Origin of the sequence: Polaromonas sp. (assembly GCF_039930745.1) — a bacterium.
Taxonomy (GTDB): Bacteria; Pseudomonadota; Gammaproteobacteria; order Burkholderiales; family Burkholderiaceae_C; genus Polaromonas.
In genome coordinates, this window is the sequence record NZ_JBDTTH010000057.1 from 1 (window position 1) to 17977 (window position 17977).

The 17977-nt window shown below is 60.7% G+C and carries 12 protein-coding genes and 1 pseudogene; all 13 read left to right on the forward strand.

Going from position 1 to position 17977, the window contains the following annotated elements; all coding sequences use genetic code 11:
- Window positions 1-288: pseudogene (locus tag ABI660_RS15895) on the forward strand (sugar ABC transporter ATP-binding protein); the annotation flags it as partial.
- Complete coding sequence (locus ABI660_RS15900) at window positions 281-1330, forward strand: ABC transporter permease (RefSeq protein ID WP_348069795.1); 1050 nt, start codon at window positions 281-283, stop codon at window positions 1328-1330. The pseudogene ABI660_RS15895 and the gene ABI660_RS15900, both read left to right, overlap by 8 nt.
- The gene (gene yjfF / locus ABI660_RS15905; RefSeq protein WP_348069798.1) at window positions 1327-2361 is read left to right on the forward strand and encodes a galactofuranose ABC transporter, permease protein YjfF; all 1035 of its coding nucleotides are present in this window, start codon (window positions 1327-1329) and stop codon (window positions 2359-2361) included. The genes ABI660_RS15900 and yjfF overlap by 4 nt, the downstream gene beginning before the upstream one ends.
- 22 nt (window positions 2362-2383) lie before the next feature.
- The gene (locus ABI660_RS15910) at window positions 2384-4120 is read left to right on the forward strand and encodes an IlvD/Edd family dehydratase (RefSeq protein WP_348069800.1); all 1737 of its coding nucleotides are present in this window, start codon (window positions 2384-2386) and stop codon (window positions 4118-4120) included.
- 30 nt (window positions 4121-4150) lie between these two features.
- Complete coding sequence (locus ABI660_RS15915; RefSeq protein ID WP_348069803.1) at window positions 4151-5080, forward strand: dihydrodipicolinate synthase family protein; 930 nt, start codon at window positions 4151-4153, stop codon at window positions 5078-5080.
- Between the two features lie 136 nt (window positions 5081-5216).
- Complete coding sequence (locus tag ABI660_RS15920) at window positions 5217-5933, forward strand: haloacid dehalogenase type II (protein WP_348069806.1); 717 nt, start codon at window positions 5217-5219, stop codon at window positions 5931-5933.
- A gap of 50 nt (window positions 5934-5983) precedes the next feature.
- On the forward strand, window positions 5984-8197 hold the full coding sequence (locus ABI660_RS15925; RefSeq protein WP_348069808.1) for a malate synthase G: 2214 nt from the start codon (window positions 5984-5986) through the stop codon (window positions 8195-8197).
- A gap of 133 nt (window positions 8198-8330) precedes the next feature.
- Window positions 8331-10895, forward strand: a complete 2565-nt coding sequence (locus ABI660_RS15930; RefSeq protein ID WP_348069811.1) for an N-6 DNA methylase — start codon at window positions 8331-8333, stop codon at window positions 10893-10895.
- Window positions 10888-12177, forward strand: a complete 1290-nt coding sequence (locus tag ABI660_RS15935; RefSeq protein WP_348069813.1) for a restriction endonuclease subunit S — start codon at window positions 10888-10890, stop codon at window positions 12175-12177. Before ABI660_RS15930 ends, ABI660_RS15935 begins: the two co-directional genes overlap by 8 nt.
- Entirely contained in the window at window positions 12170-12820 is a 651-nt protein-coding gene (locus ABI660_RS15940) for a DUF4433 domain-containing protein (protein ID WP_348069816.1), read from the forward strand. Before ABI660_RS15935 ends, ABI660_RS15940 begins: the two co-directional genes overlap by 8 nt.
- Window positions 12820-13902: a macro domain-containing protein gene (locus ABI660_RS15945; RefSeq protein WP_348069818.1), complete on the forward strand. Its 1083-nt coding sequence runs from the start codon at window positions 12820-12822 to the stop codon at window positions 13900-13902. Before ABI660_RS15940 ends, ABI660_RS15945 begins: the two co-directional genes overlap by 1 nt.
- A gap of 9 nt (window positions 13903-13911) precedes the next feature.
- Window positions 13912-17175 carry an HsdR family type I site-specific deoxyribonuclease gene (locus ABI660_RS15950; RefSeq protein ID WP_348069821.1) on the forward strand — a complete coding sequence of 1088 codons (3264 nt, stop codon included), beginning with the start codon at window positions 13912-13914 and terminating at the stop codon, window positions 17173-17175.
- On the forward strand, window positions 17172-17885 hold the full coding sequence (locus ABI660_RS15955; RefSeq protein ID WP_348069824.1) for a SprT family zinc-dependent metalloprotease: 714 nt from the start codon (window positions 17172-17174) through the stop codon (window positions 17883-17885). Before ABI660_RS15950 ends, ABI660_RS15955 begins: the two co-directional genes overlap by 4 nt.
- Window positions 17886-17977 lie beyond the last annotated feature (92 nt).

The following is a 17977-nucleotide window of genomic DNA, read 5'->3' on the forward strand; positions in this document are numbered from 1 at the left end:
CAGCAAAAAGCCATGATTGCGCGCTGGCTTGCGACCGAACCGCGCCTGCTGATCCTGGACGAACCGACACGCGGCGTCGACGTGGCTGCCAAGCAGGAAATCATGGAACAGATCCTGCGGCTGGCGCAGGCCGGCATGGCCGTGGTCTTCATCTCTTCCGAAATGAGCGAGGTGGTGCGGGTGGCACACCGCATCGTCGTGCTGCGCGACCGGCGCAAAGTGGGCGAGCTGCCCGCGGGCAGCAACGAAGACACCGTTTATGAACTGATTGCGGCTGAACATGTCTGACACTTCTCCCTCCCCCCTGACGACGTTGCTGCGGCACCGCCTGGCCTGGCCACTGCTGACACTGTTTCTGCTGCTCGCAGTAAATACGGCTTTTAACGCCAGCTTCCTGCACATGGAGTGGCGCGATGGCCACCTGTATGGCAGCCTGATCGACATTCTCAACCGCGCGGCACCGCTGGTACTGGTGTCGCTGGGCATGACGCTGGTGATCGCCACACGCGGCATTGACATCTCCGTGGGCGCCGTGGTCGCCATTGCGGCCGCGGTGGCCGCCTGGATGATAGGCGGGTCGGTCTCGGGAAGCGTCAGCCGCTTCCCCATGCCCCTGGCCATTCTGGGGGCACTGGGTGTTGCACTGCTGTGCGGGCTGTGGAATGGCCTGCTGGTGGCCAAGGTCGGCATGCAACCGATCATTGCCACGCTGATCCTCATGGTGGCGGGCCGCGGCATCGCGCAGCTGATCACCGACGGGCAAATCATCACCATCTACTATGCGCCCTTCTTCTTCCTGGGCGGTGGCTACTTTCTGGGTCTGCCGTTTTCGCTGTTTATTGTGGCAGCGGTGTTCGCTGCGCTTTACCTGGCCGTGACGCGCACGGCCCTGGGCCTGTTCATCCAGGCGGTAGGCATCAACCCGACGGCCGCTCGCGTGGCCGGCGTTCAGGCCCGGCGGCTGATCATCGCCGCCTATGCCTTCTGCGGTTTGTGCGCGGGCATGGCGGGTTTGCTGATCAGCTCCAACGTCAAAAGCGCTGACGGCAACAATGCGGGCCAGTTGCTTGAGCTCGACGCCATCCTGGCCGTAACGCTGGGCGGCACCCTCCTCACCGGCGGCCGTTTCAGCCTGGTCGGCAGCGTGATCGGCGCCCTGATCATCCAGACCCTGACTTACGCCATCTACTCCCTGGGTGTACCGCCCGAGATCAACCTCGTGGTGAAAGCCGTGGTGGTGTTTGTCGTGATGCTGCTGCAGTCGCAGGAGTTCCGCACCCAAGTGGGCGCGCTGGTGCGCCGGCCCGCAACGCACGGGATGTTGCCATGAGCACGGCTGTCACCGGATCCGGTGCTGCAAACGCGGCACGGCCACCGGCGCCAGCGGTGCCGGGCGCTCGATTCAATCCCAAATACCTGCCGCTGGCAGCCACCATCTCGCTGTTCGTGGCCATGGCCACCATGGGCTCGGTGCTCTACACCGGTTTCTTCTCGGCGCAGGTCTTTCTCAACCTGCTGATTGACAACGCCTTCCTGATCATCATCGCCGTGGGCATGACGTTTGTCATTCTTTCCGGTGGTATTGACCTGTCCGTTGGATCCGTGGTGGCACTCACCACCATGGTGTCGGCCGCGCTGGTGGAACACCGCGGCTGGAGCCCGGCCGTCGTGATTCCGCTGGTGCTGCTCATGGGCGCGGCCTTCGGCGCCTTCATGGGCTTTCTGATCGAACGCTTCCGTCTGCAGCCTTTCATCGTGACGCTGGCCGGCATGTTCCTCGCACGTGGCCTGTGTTACCTGATCAGCGTCGACTCGATCAGCATGACCAACGAGTTTTATTCGGAGGTGTCGCAGTGGCGCGTTCCCTTGTGGGAGGGCGCCTCGCTCTCCGTCGGAGCAGTGATTGCCATTGCAGTTCTGCTGGCGGCGGTGTTCATTGCGCATTGCACCCCGTTCGGCCGCGCGGTGTACGCGGTTGGCGGCAATGAGCAGTCGGCGCTGCTGATGGGCCTGCCGGTTCGTGGCACGCTGGTGGGGGTGTACACACTTTCCGGCTTTTGCTCAGCACTGGCAGGCGTGGTCTTCACCTTCTACATGCTCTCGGGCTACGGCCTGCACGCCACCGGCATGGAACTCGACGCCATTGCCGCCGTGGTCATTGGCGGCACGCTGCTCACCGGCGGCGTGGGTTATGTGGCCGGCACACTGTTCGGTGTGCTGATGCTCGGGATCATCCAGACACTGATCTCCTTCGACGGTTCCCTGAGTTCGTGGTGGACACGCATCGTCGTTGGGGCACTGCTTTTCGTGTTTTGCCTGCTGCAGCGCCTGCTGAGAAGCCGCCGGGCCAAATCCCCCTGACTTTCCTGACCAGATCTTTCCCATGACAAACCCCAAGAAAAAATTGCGCTCCAGCGAGTGGTTCGGTTCAGCCGACAAGAACGGTTTCATGTACCGCAGCTGGATGAAGAACCAGGGCATTCCCGACCATGAGTTTGACGGCCGCCCCATCATCGGCATCTGCAACACCTGGTCGGAGCTCACGCCCTGCAACGCCCACTTCCGCAAAGTCGCCGAACATGTGAAGCGCGGTATTTCCGAGGCCGGCGGGTTCCCGGTCGAGTTTCCGGTGTTCTCCAACGGCGAGTCGAACCTGCGCCCCACCGCCATGCTCACGCGCAACCTCGCCAGCATGGACGTGGAAGAAGCCATTCGCGGCAACCCCATTGACGCCGTGGTGCTCCTCGTCGGCTGCGACAAGACCACACCCGCCTTGCTGATGGGGGCGGCGAGCTGCGACATCCCGGCCATTGTGGTGACCGGCGGGCCGATGCTCAATGGCAAACTCGAAGGCAAGAATATCGGCTCAGGCACGGCCGTGTGGCAGCTGCACGAGTCGCTCAAGGCTGGTGAGATCAATCTGCACCAGTTCCTCTCGGCCGAAGGCGGCATGTCGCGCTCGGCCGGCACCTGCAACACCATGGGCACAGCCTCCACCATGGCCTGCATGGCCGAAGCGCTGGGCACTTCGCTGCCGCATAATGCGGCCATTCCCGCCGTCGATGCGCGGCGCTACGTGCTGGCGCAGATGTCGGGCGCGCGGGCTGTCGAGATGGCACGCGAAGGTCTGACGCTCTCGAAAATCCTCACGCGCGAGGCTTTCGAAAATGCGATCCGCGTCAACGCGGCCATTGGCGGCTCTACCAACGCGGTCATTCACCTCAAAGCCATTGCGGGCCGCATGGGCGTGCAACTGGACCTGGAAGACTGGACCCGCATCGGCCGCAATACCCCCACCATCGTGGACTTGCAGCCTTCCGGCCGCTTCCTGATGGAGGAGTTCTACTACGCCGGCGGTCTGCCCGCCGTGCTGCGCCGCCTCGGCGAGAACGGCCTGCTGCCGTACCCCGGCGCGCTGACGGTCAATGGCCAGTCGATCTGGGACAACGTGCGCGAAGCGCCCAGCTACAACGACGAGGTGATCCGCCCACTCGACAACCCTTTGATCGCCGATGGCGGCATTTGCATCCTGCGCGGCAACCTGGCACCGCGCGGCGCGGTACTCAAGCCTTCGGCGGCCTCGCCCGAGCTGCTCAAGCACCGCGGCCGTGCGGTGGTGTTCGAGAACCTGGAGCACTACAAGGAACGCATTGTTGACGAAGATCTCGACATTGACGCGAGCTGCGTCATGGTCATGAAAAACTGCGGCCCCAAGGGTTACCCCGGCATGGCCGAGGTGGGCAACATGGGCCTGCCGCCCAAGCTGCTGCGCCAGGGCGTCAAGGACATGGTGCGTATTTCGGACGCGCGCATGAGCGGCACCGCTTACGGCACCGTGGTGCTGCATGTGGCGCCCGAGGCCGCCGCCGGCGGACCGCTGGCGGCGGTACGCGACGGCGACTGGATCGAGCTGGACTGCGAGCACGGCCGCCTGCACCTGGACATCAGCGATGCCGAACTGGCCGAGCGCCTCGCCGCCCTGGAAGGCACCGCTGCAACCGGCATGCGCGGCGGCTACCAGCGCCTTTATGTAGACCATGTGCTACAGGCCGACGAGGGCTGCGACTTCGACTTCCTCGTCGGCTGCCGCGGCTCTGAAGTGCCTCGCCATTCCCACTGACCCTTTACCCTCACTGTTTGACCCAGCCCCATGATCACCTCCCCTCAGCCGCGCTATCGCGGCATCTTTCCGGTAGCCCCCACCACGTTCACCGAAGCCGGGGCCCTTGACCTGGACAGCCAGAAGCGCTGCATCGACTTCATGATCGATGCCGGCTCCGACGGCATCTGCATCCTGGCCAACTTTTCGGAGCAGTTTGTGCTTTCGGACGAAGAGCGCGAAATCCTGACCCGCAGCATCCTCGAACATGTGGCCGGCCGCGTGCCCGTGATCGTCACCACCACCCATTTCGGAACAAAGATCTGTGCCGAGCGCAGCCGCCGCGCGCAGGACATGGGCGCCGCCATGCTGATGGTCATGCCGCCGTATCACGGCGCTACCTTTCGCGTGAGTGAGCAGCAGATCTACGAGTTTTACGCGCGGCTGTCGGATGCGGTGAACATTCCCATCATGATCCAGGATGCCCCCGCCAGCGGGACGGTGCTTTCGGCTGCCTTCCTCGCGCGCATGGCCCGCGAAATCGAGCACATTGCCTATTTCAAGATCGAAACCGCTGGCGCCGCGGCCAAGCTGCGCGACCTCATCCGTCTGGGCGGCACGGCCGTGGAAGGGCCGTGGGACGGCGAGGAAGCCATCACCCTGCTGCCGGACCTGGACGCCGGCGCAACCGGCTCCATGACCGGCGGTGCCTACCCCGACGGCATCCGCCCCATCATCGAAGCACACCGTGCCGGTGAACATGACAAGGCTTTTGCCCTCTACCAGCAGTGGCTGCCGCTGATCAACTACGAGAACCGCCAGGCCGGCCTGCTGGCCGCCAAGACCCTCATGAAGGAAGGTGGCGTGATCGCCTGCGAGGCGCCGCGCCATCCGCTGCCGGCACTGCACCCGGAGACACGGGCGGGCCTGATTGCCACCGCCGAGCGACTCGATCCGCTGGTGTTGCGCTGGGCACGGTAGGCGTAGACAGCGGCCTTTAGCGGCTGCTTTTCCGCAGCAGACGCTGATAACAGCCCCACATTACCATCATAAAAGTCACTGATAATTATATTTATGATCGATTAATCTCCGTTGAAGTATCAAATACAGTTGGGCCATGGAAAAACCCAAAACCGGGCACGTGGTGCCGCGGGCTGTTCTCTTTGATGCTTACGGCACGCTGTTTGATGTGTACAGCGTCGGCCTGCTCGCGGAGCAGTTGTTTCCTGGCCAGGGCCAGGCCCTGGGCATTCTCTGGCGCGACAAGCAGATTGAATACACCCGGCTGGTGACGACCAGCAACAGCGGCGAGTTCTACCAACCCTTCTGGGACCTCACGCGCGCCGGCCTGCGTTATGCCTGCAAACGCCTGGGTCTGGACCTGACCACCGAGCATGAACAGCGGCTGATGAACCAGTACCGCCACCTCTCGGCTTTTCCGGAAACCCGGGAGGTGCTGCAGGCGCTGAGGGCGCGCGGCATCACGACCGGCATCCTGTCCAATGGCGACCCGGGGATGCTGGAGGTTGCCGTCAAGTCCGCCGGGCTGGAAGGCCTGCTCGACCATGTGCTCAGCGGGGACGGCATCCGCAAATACAAGACCCATCCGGACGCCTACGCCCTCGGGCCACTAGCCATCGGCCTGCCGGCGCGGCAGATTGCCTTCGTCAGCTGCAACAGCTGGGATGCGCTGGGGGCAAGCTGGTACGGCTACCAGACGCTGTGGGTTAACCGTTACACCCTGCCGTTTGAAGAGCTGGGCACGCAGCCCGCGCGCACCGGCACCAGCTTGCGCGAAGTACTTGGGTTTTTCCCCGCTGCTTTGGCGGATTGATTTCGATTTCTCCTTTTCACTCTTATTTTTCTTTTTTCTGAGGTTTCACCATGACGACAACTCCACGCACATCCCTCCATGGCCTGCAGGTGGCCACGGTTCTGCAACGTTTTGTGGATGAACAAGTTCTGCCCGGCACCGGCGTGGACCCAACCAAGTTCTGGAAAGGCTTTGACGCTATCGTGGCCGACCTGGCGCCGAAAAATCTCGTCCTGCTGGCCGAGCGCGACCGGCTGCAGACCGAGATGGACAGCTGGCACAAAGCCAACCCCGGCCCGATTGCGGACATGAAGGCCTACCGCGCTTTTCTGGAAAAGACGGGTTACCTGGTGCTCCAGCCGAAAAAGGTCAGCATCACCACCGGCAATGTCGATGCCGAACTGGCCAAACAGGCCGGCCCGCAGCTGGTGGTACCCATCCTGAACGCGCGCTATGCATTGAACGCGGCCAATGCGCGCTGGGGCTCCTTATACGACGCGCTGTACGGCACCGACGTGATTGCAGAAACCGGCGACGCCGAAAAAGGCAAGGGCTACAACCCGGTGCGCGGCGCCAAAGTGATTGAGTACGCACGCTACGTGCTGGACCGCACCACGCCGCTGAAGAAAGGCTCGCACATCGACTCGACCGCTTATTCGGTCAAGGGCGGCAAGCTTGTCGTCGCCCTGAAAGGCGGCAAGACAACCACGCTGGACGACGCCAACCAGTTCATTGGTTTCCAGGGCAAAGCCTCCGCGCCATCGTCGGTGCTGCTGCAGCACAACGGCCTGCACATCGACATCCGCATTGACCGCAGCACACCCATCGGCAAGGCTGATCCGGCCGGCGTGAGCGACCTGGTGATAGAGGCAGCGCTGTCCACCATCATGGATCTGGAAGATTCTGTGGCGGTGGTGGATGCCGACGACAAGGTGCTGGCCTACAGCAACTGGCTGGGCATTTTGCAGGGCACGTTGACCGAAAGCGTCACCAAGGACGGCAAGACCTTCACCCGCGGCCTGAACCCGGACCGCGAGTACACCTCCCCCAAGGGCAAACCGGTCACCCTGCACGGCCGCTCGCTGATGTTTGTGCGCAATGTCGGCCACCTGATGACCAATCCGGCGGTGCTGTACACCGCCGCCGACGGCAGCACACGCGAAATTCCCGAAGGCATTCTGGACGCGGTGATCACCACCACCATTGCCATCCACGACCTCAAGCGCAAGGGCAAAGCCGGCATCAAGAACTCACGCAAAGGCTCGGTCTACATCGTCAAGCCCAAGATGCACGGCCCGGCCGAAGTCGCCTTTGCCGCCGAACTGTTCAGCCGCGTCGAGAAAATGCTGGGCCTGCCCGACAGCACCGTCAAGCTCGGCATCATGGACGAAGAGCGCCGCACCAGCGTCAACCTGAAAGCCTGCATCGCCGCGGCGAAAAGCCGCGTAGCCTTCATCAACACCGGCTTCCTGGACCGCACCGGCGACGAGATGCACACAGCCATGCAGGCCGGCCCGATGATCCGCAAGGGCAACATGAAAATCAGCGCCTGGCTGAGCGCCTACGAACGCAGCAACGTGCTGGTGGGGCTGGCCTGCGGCCTGCGCGGCCGCGCGCAGATTGGCAAAGGCATGTGGGCCATGCCCGACCTGATGGCCGACATGCTCAAGGCCAAAATCTCGCACCCGCAGGCCGGCGCCAACACCGCGTGGGTTCCCTCACCCACGGCCGCGACGCTGCACGCGCTGCACTACCACCAGGTGAACGTGGCGGCGGTGCAAAAGGAAATGGAAAAGAAGATCGATCTGCGCTCCGAAATCGCCCGCCTGCTGCCCGAGCTGCTGCAGGTGCCGGTTTCGCCAGACGCCAAATGGACGCCCGCAGAGAAGCAGCAGGAACTCGACAACAACGCCCAGGGCATCCTGGGTTACGTGGTGCGCTGGATTGACCAGGGCGTCGGCTGCTCCAAGGTGCCCGACATCCACAACGTCGGCCTGATGGAAGACCGCGCCACCTTGCGCATCTCCAGCCAGCACATCGCCAACTGGCTGCTGCATGGCGTGGTGACGAAGGCGCAGGTGAAGGAAACCTTTGAACGCATGGCCGCTGTCGTGGACGGACAAAACGCCGGCGACCCGCCGTACCAAAAGATGGCCGGTAACTTCGAAACCTCGGCTGCCTACAAGGCCGCCTGCGACCTGGTCTTCAAGGGCCTGGAGCAGCCCAGCGGATATACCGAGCCGCTGCTGCATGCGTGGCGGCTGAAGGTCAAGGCCGGCGCCTGATTCTTCAGAATGTCATGCCGGGCTTGGCCCGGGGGCGCGAACCGCTACTGAATTAATAGCTGCTTGCGCCCGCCTCATAAGGGCTGGAGGCCAATTTGGTTTGTAAGTGGGCAAGTTGGTACCATCGACCACCATGTCTGCTGCCAAACTCACTCTCGCCCGCCTCGAAAACCTGCTGCTTGCCGCCTGTGATGACCTGCGCGGCAACATGGACGCCAGCGAGTACAAGGAATACGTCTTTGGCATGCTGTTTCTCAAGCGCGCCAGCGACCTGTTTGATCAGCGGCGCGAAGAGATCTGGGCCAACGGCAAGGCTCAGGGGCTGAAACAGTCCGACATCAACGCGCAACTGGATGACCCGGACCAGTACTCCGGCAAATACTTCTATGTGCCGCCGCGCGCCCGCTGGAGCGAGGAGTGGACGGACGAAAACGGCAAGCGCCAGCCGGCCCTGAAACACACCAAGGAAAACGTCGGCTCCATGCTCAACAAGGCGCTGGAGGCATTGGAAGACGCCAACGCAGACGCGCTGCAGGACGTGCTCAAGGGCACCATCAATTTCAACAAGAAAATTGGCCAGCACGTTCTGAAAGACGACACGCTGACCAATTTCATCCAGAACTTTGACCGCATTCCGCTCAAGGACAGCGACTTCGAGTTTCCTGACCTGCTGGGTGCCGCCTACGAATGGCTGATCAAGAACTTCGCCGATTCAGCTGGCAAAAAGGCCGGCGAGTTCTACACACCGGCCGAGGTGGTGCGCGTTTGTGTGGAAATCTGCGACCCGGCTGAAGACATGCGGGTGTATGACCCGACCGTCGGCTCGGGCGGCATGCTGATCCAGGTGCGCGACTACATGCGCGAAAAAGGCCAGGACGCCACCAAGGTGGCACTGTTCGGCCAGGAAAGCATTGGCACCACCTGGTCCATCTGCAAGATGAACATGCTGCTGCACGGCATCCCTGACGCCGACATTCGCCAGCAGGACACCCTGGCAGACCCGCAGCACCAGGCCGAAGACGGCCAGTTGCGCCGCTTTGACCGCGTGCTGGCCAACCCGCCGTTCAGCCAGAACTACATCAAGAAAGACATCAAGTTTCCTGGCCGCTTTCCGGTGTGGATGCCCGAGAAAGGCAAAAAAGCCGACCTCATGTTTGTGCAGCACATGCTGGCCGTGCTCAAGAGCGACGGCCGCATGGCCACCGTGATGCCGCACGGCGTGTTGTTCCGGGGAGGCGAGGAGCGCGAGGCGCGCAAACACTTCATCGACAGCGGCTACCTCGAAGCCGTCATCGGCCTGCCCGGCAACCTGTTTTACGGAACCGGTATCCCGGCCTGCATCCTGGTGCTAAACAAAGCCGGCGCGGCGCAGCGCAAACAGGTGCTTTTTATCAACGCTGACCGCGAATACCGCGAAGGCAAAGCCCAGAACCATTTGCGCGCCGAGGACATCGACAAGATCGTGCACGCCTACCGCGCTAGGGGCAACATACCCGCTTACGCCAGGTGCGTGCCGGTGGCCGAGATCCAGGCCGAAGACTACAACTGCAACATCCGCCGTTACGTGGACAACGCCCCGCCGCCCGAACCGCACGACGTGCGCGCCCACCTGCACGGCGGCGTGCCGGTCAATGAACTCGGCACACTGACGCATTTCTGGCAAAACTATGGCGGCCTGATCGACAGCTGCTTTGCCCTCCGCCCCGCACCCGAGCATGGCACACACTACGCCGATTTCACACCGGCTTTGCAGGACAAACGGGCCATTGCCGATCTCGTCAGGCAACACCCCGGCGTGACGAAGCGCCACGCGCAGTTCATGGGTGAGCTGCAAGCCTGGTGGCAAAAGCACCTGCCCGTCGTCGAGGCGCTGGCGCCCGACGCCGACAACCAGCACGCCACCGACCGCAATGTCTATGCGGTGCGCGCCGCCCTGCTGGGCAGCCTGGAGCGGCTTTTCTGCACCGAATCGGCCGTCAGCCCTTGTCAGACCTTGCTGACGCGCTATCAAATCAGGGGCGCTTTTGCCAACTACTTCAAGCTGCTGGCCTCGGACTTCAAGTCCATTGCCGCCAGCGGCTGGGGGCCGGAGCTGATTCCTGACGACGATATTCTGCAAAGCCAGTTTCCGCAGGTGCTGGCTGAGCTGGAAACCCAGCACGCACGCCTGGCCGAACTGCAGGCCCTGTTTGCCGCCGCCAGCGAAGAGGACTTTGAAGACACGGACGACACCGGCGTTCTGCCTGCCGAGCAGGTCAAGGCGCTGAAGGCTGAGCTGAAGGAAGCCAGAGGCATGGCCAAACTCGCCAAGCGCGATCCATCGCTGGGCGACTGGCAGCAACACCAGGCCACGGCGGAGCGGCTGGACAAGCAGCTGGCCCGCCACAAGACGCTGGAAGACGAAGCCAGAATACTCAAGGCGACCATCAAGACCACCGAAGCGAAGAAAACCGAACTGGTCGAGCAGGCCCGTTTGAAAATCAGCACCGACGAGGCACGCAAAGCCATCATCGAACGCCTGGGCCAGGTGCTGTTCAGCAGCTACCGGCAGTACCTGCGCGCCGATCAACGCGCCTGCGTCGCGGCAGTTGAAAATCTCTGGAACAAGTACGCGATAACGGCCAAGCAGATTGAGATAGAGCGCGATGAGGCTGCGCAGGAACTGCAGAGGTTCTTGGTGGAGTTGGGATATGAATGAGTGGCGCCGCGTCGCCTTGCGTCATGTATCGACGCATATTAAGGATGGTACGCATGGAACACACCGGAGAGTGGAGTCAGGCATTCCGCTTCTAAGCGCAAAAAATGTTGGGCGGCGTGGTCGTCTCGAATGGGATAAAAGTGACGACTTGATTAGCGAATCTGACTACGCGGCGCTAACTTCGACGTTCGCACCGAAAGCAGGAGATCTGTTGCTGACCGTCGTAGGAAGTATTGGACGTTCTGCCGTGTTTGACGGCTCGAGGGTGGCCTTTCAGAGAAGTGTGGCATTTGTTCGCAGTAGCGACGCTGTACTTCCCTGCTACCTCTTTCAAGCAAGCTGCTCCGAGGATTTCTCACGACAACTGGAACGGCGATGCAATGTGACTGCTCAAGCAGGTTTGTATCTTGGCGAGCTCGCCAAGATAAGCATTCCGCTTCCGCCAAAACAACAGCAGCAGAAGATCGCCACCATCCTCACCAGCATCGACACCGCCATCGAAAAAACCGAAGCCCTGATCGCCAAATACGAGCAGATCAAGGCCGGTCTGATGCACGACCTGTTTACCCGTGGTGTGCTCCCCAACGGCCAGCCCCGCCCGCCCCGCGAACAGGCGCCGGACCTGTATCAGGAAACGGCGATTGGTTGGATTCCGAGGGGATGGACATTGCAACGTTTAGACAATGTGGCCGATGTCATTGACCCTAACCCTAGCCACCGAAATCCCATCTATCACCCCGCTGGCTTCCCATTTATTTCCACCGTGGAGTTCATCGAAAGCGACGAAGTTGAGACAAATACACCACGTCGCGTCGTCGAAGAAATTGTCGAAGAGCAAGAGCGCCGCTGCCAGTTCACTCGCAGCTCCATTGGCTTTTCCAGAAAAGGGACGATCGGAGAAATTAGATTCTTACCCGTCGGCATTCGATTTGCACTCCTTGACTCACTGTGTGTAATCAATCCGAAAACTATTAGCGCTAGTTATCTTTTTCACAGTTTGCGAAGTGACTGTCTGACGCGTCAAAGCAAAAATATGACTATGGGCCAAGCTTTACCTCAAGTTAGCATAGGTCGAGTACGCGACCTACTTGTCCCCACTCCCGATTCAAGTGAACAGATATTTATCGAAAATCGCTTTGACGCTGTGATGACTGCCATAAAGAAGCAATCCGCTAACGAGAAGAAACTTCGCCAACAAAAAATCGGCCTCATGCAGGACCTGCTTACGGGCAAAGTCGAGGTGAAACTGAATAAGGAACCGACGGGGTTCGCAGATGGTTGATATCTACACCAGCCTCAACCCCGACAAGGCATTGATCTGGCGCATCATCCACCGCGATAACCTGCCGTGGGTACTGGAACATGGCCTTCACTCAGGCAATAGCGCACAGCGGTCGCCCAACTGGGTGAGCATTGGCAATGCGGAGTTGATAGACAAACGCGCACGCCACCCCGTCCCCATGCCGCCAGGTGGTCTACTCAACGACTACGTGCCTTTTTACTTCACGCCTTTCTCAGTGATGATGCGTAACATCCGCTCCGGGCGCGGCGGGGTGCAGTTACGTGAGAATGACGAGATAGTGATTCTGGTGTCCAGCTTGCGGCACATTGCCCAGCAAGGTCTGCCCTTTCTGTTCACCGACATGCATGCCTATTACGCGTGGGCCACCTATTACGATGACCTGGCGCACCTGGACAAGGTGGACTGGAAGTTGTTGCAGGCCCGCGACTTCCGGCGTGATGAGAATGACCCGGCCAAATTCGAGCGTTACCAGGCCGAGGCGTTGATTCACCAGCACTGCCCGGTGTCGGGGTTGATAGGGGTTGTCTGCCATTCAGAAAAGGGCAAAATGCAGGCTCAAGCGCAGGTTCAGGCCCGAGGGCTGAATTTGTCCGTTCATTCACGTCCGGGGTGGTATTTCTGATGCTCAATTTCACGACAGGTAATTTGCTGGAAGCCCGCGCGCAAGCGTTGGTGAACACAGTGAACACCGTGGGCGTGATGGGCAAAGGCATTGCGCTGATGTTCAAAGAGCGCTTTGACGACAACTACAAACAATACGCCGCCGCCTGCAAAGCCAAGCTGGTGCGCACCGGCGCCATGTTCATCACCGAGCCTGCCGAGCTCGATGGTCCGCGCTGGATCGTGAACTTCCCTACCAAGCAGCACTGGCGGTCACCGTCCCAATTGGAATGGGTTATTGACGGCCTGCAGGACTTGCGCCGTTTTCTGGTTGAGAACAAGGTGCAGTCTGTCGCTATACCCCCACTGGGTGCGGGCAATGGCGGGCTGGATTGGGAACTGGTCAAACCCGAGATTGAACGCGCGCTGGGCGATTTGCCAGGCGTCGAAATCACCGTGTTTGAGCCCACCAAGCAGTACCAGAATGTGGCCAAGCGTGCAGGTGTGGAAAAGCTGACGCCGGCACGTGCACTGATCGCCGAACTGGTGCGCCGTTACTGGGTATTAGGCATGGAGTGCAGCCTGCTGGAGATTCAAAAACTCGCATGGTTTCTTGAGAAGTCTGTTGAGCGATTGACGCCGGGCAGCAACCCGCTCAACCTGAAGTTTGAGGCCAACAAGTTTGGGCCCTTTGCGCCCAACCTGAACCATCTGTTGAACAGCCTGGATGGCAGCTATCTGCGCAGCGACAAGCGAATAGCCGATTCAGATCCGTTTGATGTCATTTGGTTTGATGACCAGCGCAAGGAGTTTGTTCAAGCGTATCTGCAAAGCGAGGCCAAGGCTTACGCCCCAGCGCTTGAAGAAACAGCGGCATTGATTGATGGATTCGAGTCGCCCTTCGGCATGGAGTTATTGGCCACCGTGGACTGGTTGTTGACCAAAGAGCAGGTGACGCCTTCTGTCGAAGCCGTACGTGAAGGGCTTCAGCGTTGGCCTGTGCCAGGCGCGGGGAAACGCAAGTCCGCACTGTTCCATGATGAAGCGATCTCCATTGCCCTGGAGCGCCTGACTAATCCACCGCGCCCGGCTCTTGCCGCCTGACGGCGCGCCATGTCGGAATACACCGAGGTAGAACAACCGTTTCTGCACCAGCTTGGCTTGCAAGGCTGGACGGTGATAGACCAGGGAACCTCGGTTCCCCAAGATGCCAGCCTCAGCCGGCGAAGCAGTTTCAGGGAGTGGTTGCTGCCTCAGGTGTTTGATGACGCCGTACGGCGCATCAACACAACGCCCGACGGAAGCAGTTGGCTAACTGACCGGCAACTGGACGACCTGCGAACCCAATTGCTGCGCCAGCCCAACCGCACACTGCTGGAGGCCAACGAAGCCGTGCAGGCCCTGCTGTTCAAAGCGCAGGTGGATGTGAACGAAATGACGGGTGAGAGCGACCCTGTGGTCCGGCTGATTGACTTTCAGCACCCCGAGAACAACCAGTTCCACGCCATCAACCAGTTCCGCATCGACACGCCGGGCTGCGTGCGCGGCTTCATCATCCCGGACATCGTTTTGTTCATCAATGGCATTCCAGTGGCGGTGGTGGAGTGCAAGAAGGGCTCGGAAACCTGCGCCAACCCGATGCAGGAGGCCTTCGTGCAGCTGCAGCGTTATATGCGCAAGCGTGTTGCCAGCGAGCGGGATGGCTTGAAAGAAGGCGAGCCCCGGCTTTTTCACAGCAATCTGCTGCTGATTCGCAGCTCCGGCACACACGCCGACTACGGCACCATCACCTCGGGCGAGGAGCATTTTTATGCCTGGAAGACGCTGCACCCGCAGGACGACACCGGGCTGCAGGACAAAAACGCCCAGCAGCAACTCATTGCCGGCATGCTCAACCAGCGCAACCTGCTGCAGATCCTGCGCACCAGCGCGGTGTTCATGGACACCGACGGCGGGCCGCGCATCAAAGTAGTCTGTCGCTATCAGCAGTTTCGCGCGGCGCACAAGATTACGCAGCGACTGCGTACCGGCGCGACGGCCATGGAACGCAGCGGGGTGGTGTGGCATACCCAGGGCTCGGGCAAGTCGCTGACCATGGTTTTTCTGGCGCGCATGCTGCGCGCCGGCACTGACCTGAACGACTACAAGATCATTCTGGTCAATGACCGAACCGACCTCGAAGACCAGCTGGGCGATACCGCCACACTGATTGGCGGGCGCGTGAACGTGATCGAAACCCGCCAGTCGCTGCGCCAGCACCTGGCCGCCGACACCTCCGACATCAACATGGTCATGGTGCACAAGTTCCAGGAGCACAAGGAAACACTGAGCAACACCGTGGCCGAAGCGCTGGGCACTTACCTGGCCATGCCGGCGGGCAAGACTTTTGGCGTGGTGAACACGTCCGAACGCATCATTTTGCTGATCGACGAAGCGCACCGCACCCAAAGCTCGGACCTGGGCGACAACCTGTTTGAAGCTTTTCCGAACGCCACACGTATTGCCTTCACCGGCACGCCACTGCTGACGGAACGCCACGGCGAGAAGAAGACGCATAAGCGTTTTGGCGAATACATCGATACCTACCGCCTGATGGATTCGGTGAACGACGGCGCGACGCTGCAGATTCTTTACGAAGGCAAAACGGCAGACAGCGCATTGAACGAAAAAGCTGCGTTTGACGGCAAGTTTGAAGACCTGTTCAAGGACCGCAGCCCGGAAGAGTTGCTGGCCATCAAGAAAAAGTATGGGGCCACGGGCGACATTCTGGAAGCGGAAAACCGCATCAACGCCATCGCCCGCGACCTAGTGAAGCACTATGTGGACAATATTCTGCCCAATGGCTTCAAGGCCCAGGTGGTGTGCCACTCCAAGCTGGCCTGCGTGCGTTACCAGAACGGCATCAAGGCCGCGCTGGCAGAGCGCATTGCATTGGAGCGAGGCCAGGCCAAACCCGATGCCGAACTAATCCAGCGCCTGCAGTTTCTGAAAACGGCCGTGGTTATTTCATCCGACGGCACCAACGAGGCCGCCTTCATCACACATGCCCGCAAGGAAGCCATGCGCTTGAAGGCCGTGGACAACTTCTGCAAAAGTTTTGATCTGGAAGACCCGGACAAGACAAGCACCGGGATTGCCTTCCTGATCGTGTGCGATATGCTGCTGACGGGTTTTGATGCCCCTGTGGAGCAGGTGATGTACATCGACAAGCGGCTGCGTGAGCACACCTTGCTGCAGGCTATCGCCCGCACCAACCGGGTGAAGCAGGGCAAAAAGAGGGGCTATATCGTGGACTACATCGGTCTGGCCAACCACCTCACCGACGCCCTGACCCTGTACGCCGCCAGCGACGAAATACAGGAGCTGCATGACGGCTTGAAAAACATCACGTCTGAGCTGCCGATTTTGGACGAACGTTACCAGCGCCTGTTGCAGCACTTTGAAGCGTTGGGGGTAGCGCAGATCAAGGCCTTTGTCACAGGCGCGCTGCCGACGATGGAAACCAACGCTGCGGTGGTGAGCGCGGCCGTCAAGGCACTCAAGGACGAAAAGCAGCGGGCCGACTTCGAGGTCTACCTCAAGAAATTTCTGATGAGCATGGACATCGTCCTGCCGCATGCCTCCGCGCAGGCTTACCGGGTGCCTGCGAAGCGCTTCGGCTATATCCTGCAGGTCGCGAAGGAGCGCTACAAGGACACCAGCCTGGACCTGGGGGACGCCGGGGAAAAGGTCAAGGCGCTGATTAACGAGCATCTGATCAGCCTGGGCATCAATCCCAAGGTGCAACCCGTCGAGCTGCTGGCGCCGGATTTTCTTGAGAAACTGGCCGGCCACTCCGGCGGGAACAGCGAGGCCAAGGCCAGCGAGATGGAGCATGCGCTGCGCAAACACTGCACGGTGCACCACGACGAAGACCCGGCCTTCTTCAAAAGCCTTTCCGCCAAAGTGGATGCCTTGATAGAAAAGCATCAAGGGCAGTGGGACCTGCTGGCCGAGAAACTGACAGAGTTGCGTGCGGAAGCAGTCGCGGGCCGGCAACAAGGCGAAGGCGGCATGAGCCGCGAGGCGACCACCTTCTACGCGCACATCATTCAGGTGGGTTTTGCCAGCGGTAAGCTGGCGCCTGCCGACAAACCCGCTTTCAAGCTGCTGATGGAGTCTGCGGTGGACGTACTGCAGGAAACCATAGGCAGCATCGACTTCTGGCAAAACCCGGACAAGCAAAAACGGGTGCGCAGCCTCATCAAGACTGAAATTGCGAAGACAGGCATCGACGAACTCAAGGCCAACCGGGAGCGTGTGGCCATAGAAGTCATGAAGCTGGCAAAGAACCGGCACGATGCGCTGGTCGGGGCGTTTAGGAAGGCCCAGCCATGACCGCGCAACTGCGCCAGGTGCGCGACATCCATTACCAGTTGCTGCCCGGCGCCGAGCGGCAGACAACAGACATTGTCATCGAACGCGATGGACTGATCACGGTGCGGCCTCCCGCGCACATGACACCTGAGCAGGTGGATGAAACGGTTTTTTCCAAGCGCATGTGGATTTACCGCAACCTGGCGCAATGGCGCGACCTGAATGCGACGCGGGTCGTGCGCGAGTGGGTGAACGGCGAATCGTTTCTGTACCTTGGCAGTAGTTATCGCTTGCTGCTCGTCAACGAGCAGGACGAACCCGTCAAGCTCAAGGATGGCCGGTTTCAGTTGCTGCGGTCGGTCATTGAATCCTCTGGGCGGGAAGGGGCGCAACAGGCCTTCGAGACCTTCTTTCAGGCCAAGGGGCTGCCACGCATCGCCGCACGCGTCGCCCACTTTGCCAGCCGCGTGGGTGTGGTGCCGGGAAAAGTACAGGTAAAGGATTTGGCTTACCGTTGGGCAGCCTGCCTGCCGAACGGGAATCTGCAGTTCCACTGGAAATGCCTGATGGCTCCGCTCACCGTGATTGACTACGTGGTGGTGCATGAGCTTTGCCACATGCGCCACCGTGATCATTCGGAGGCCTTCTGGAATGAGGTGGACAAGGTGCTACCAAATTACCGTGAGCGAAAAGAGTGGCTGCGGCAACGGGGCGCGAACCTGGAGCTGTGACATTTCTAGCGCGGCGAGTTGCCGTGGGTGTCCGGACCACCTGATTCGCTACTGAATTCATAGCTGCTTGCGCCCACCAGATATGGGGGAAG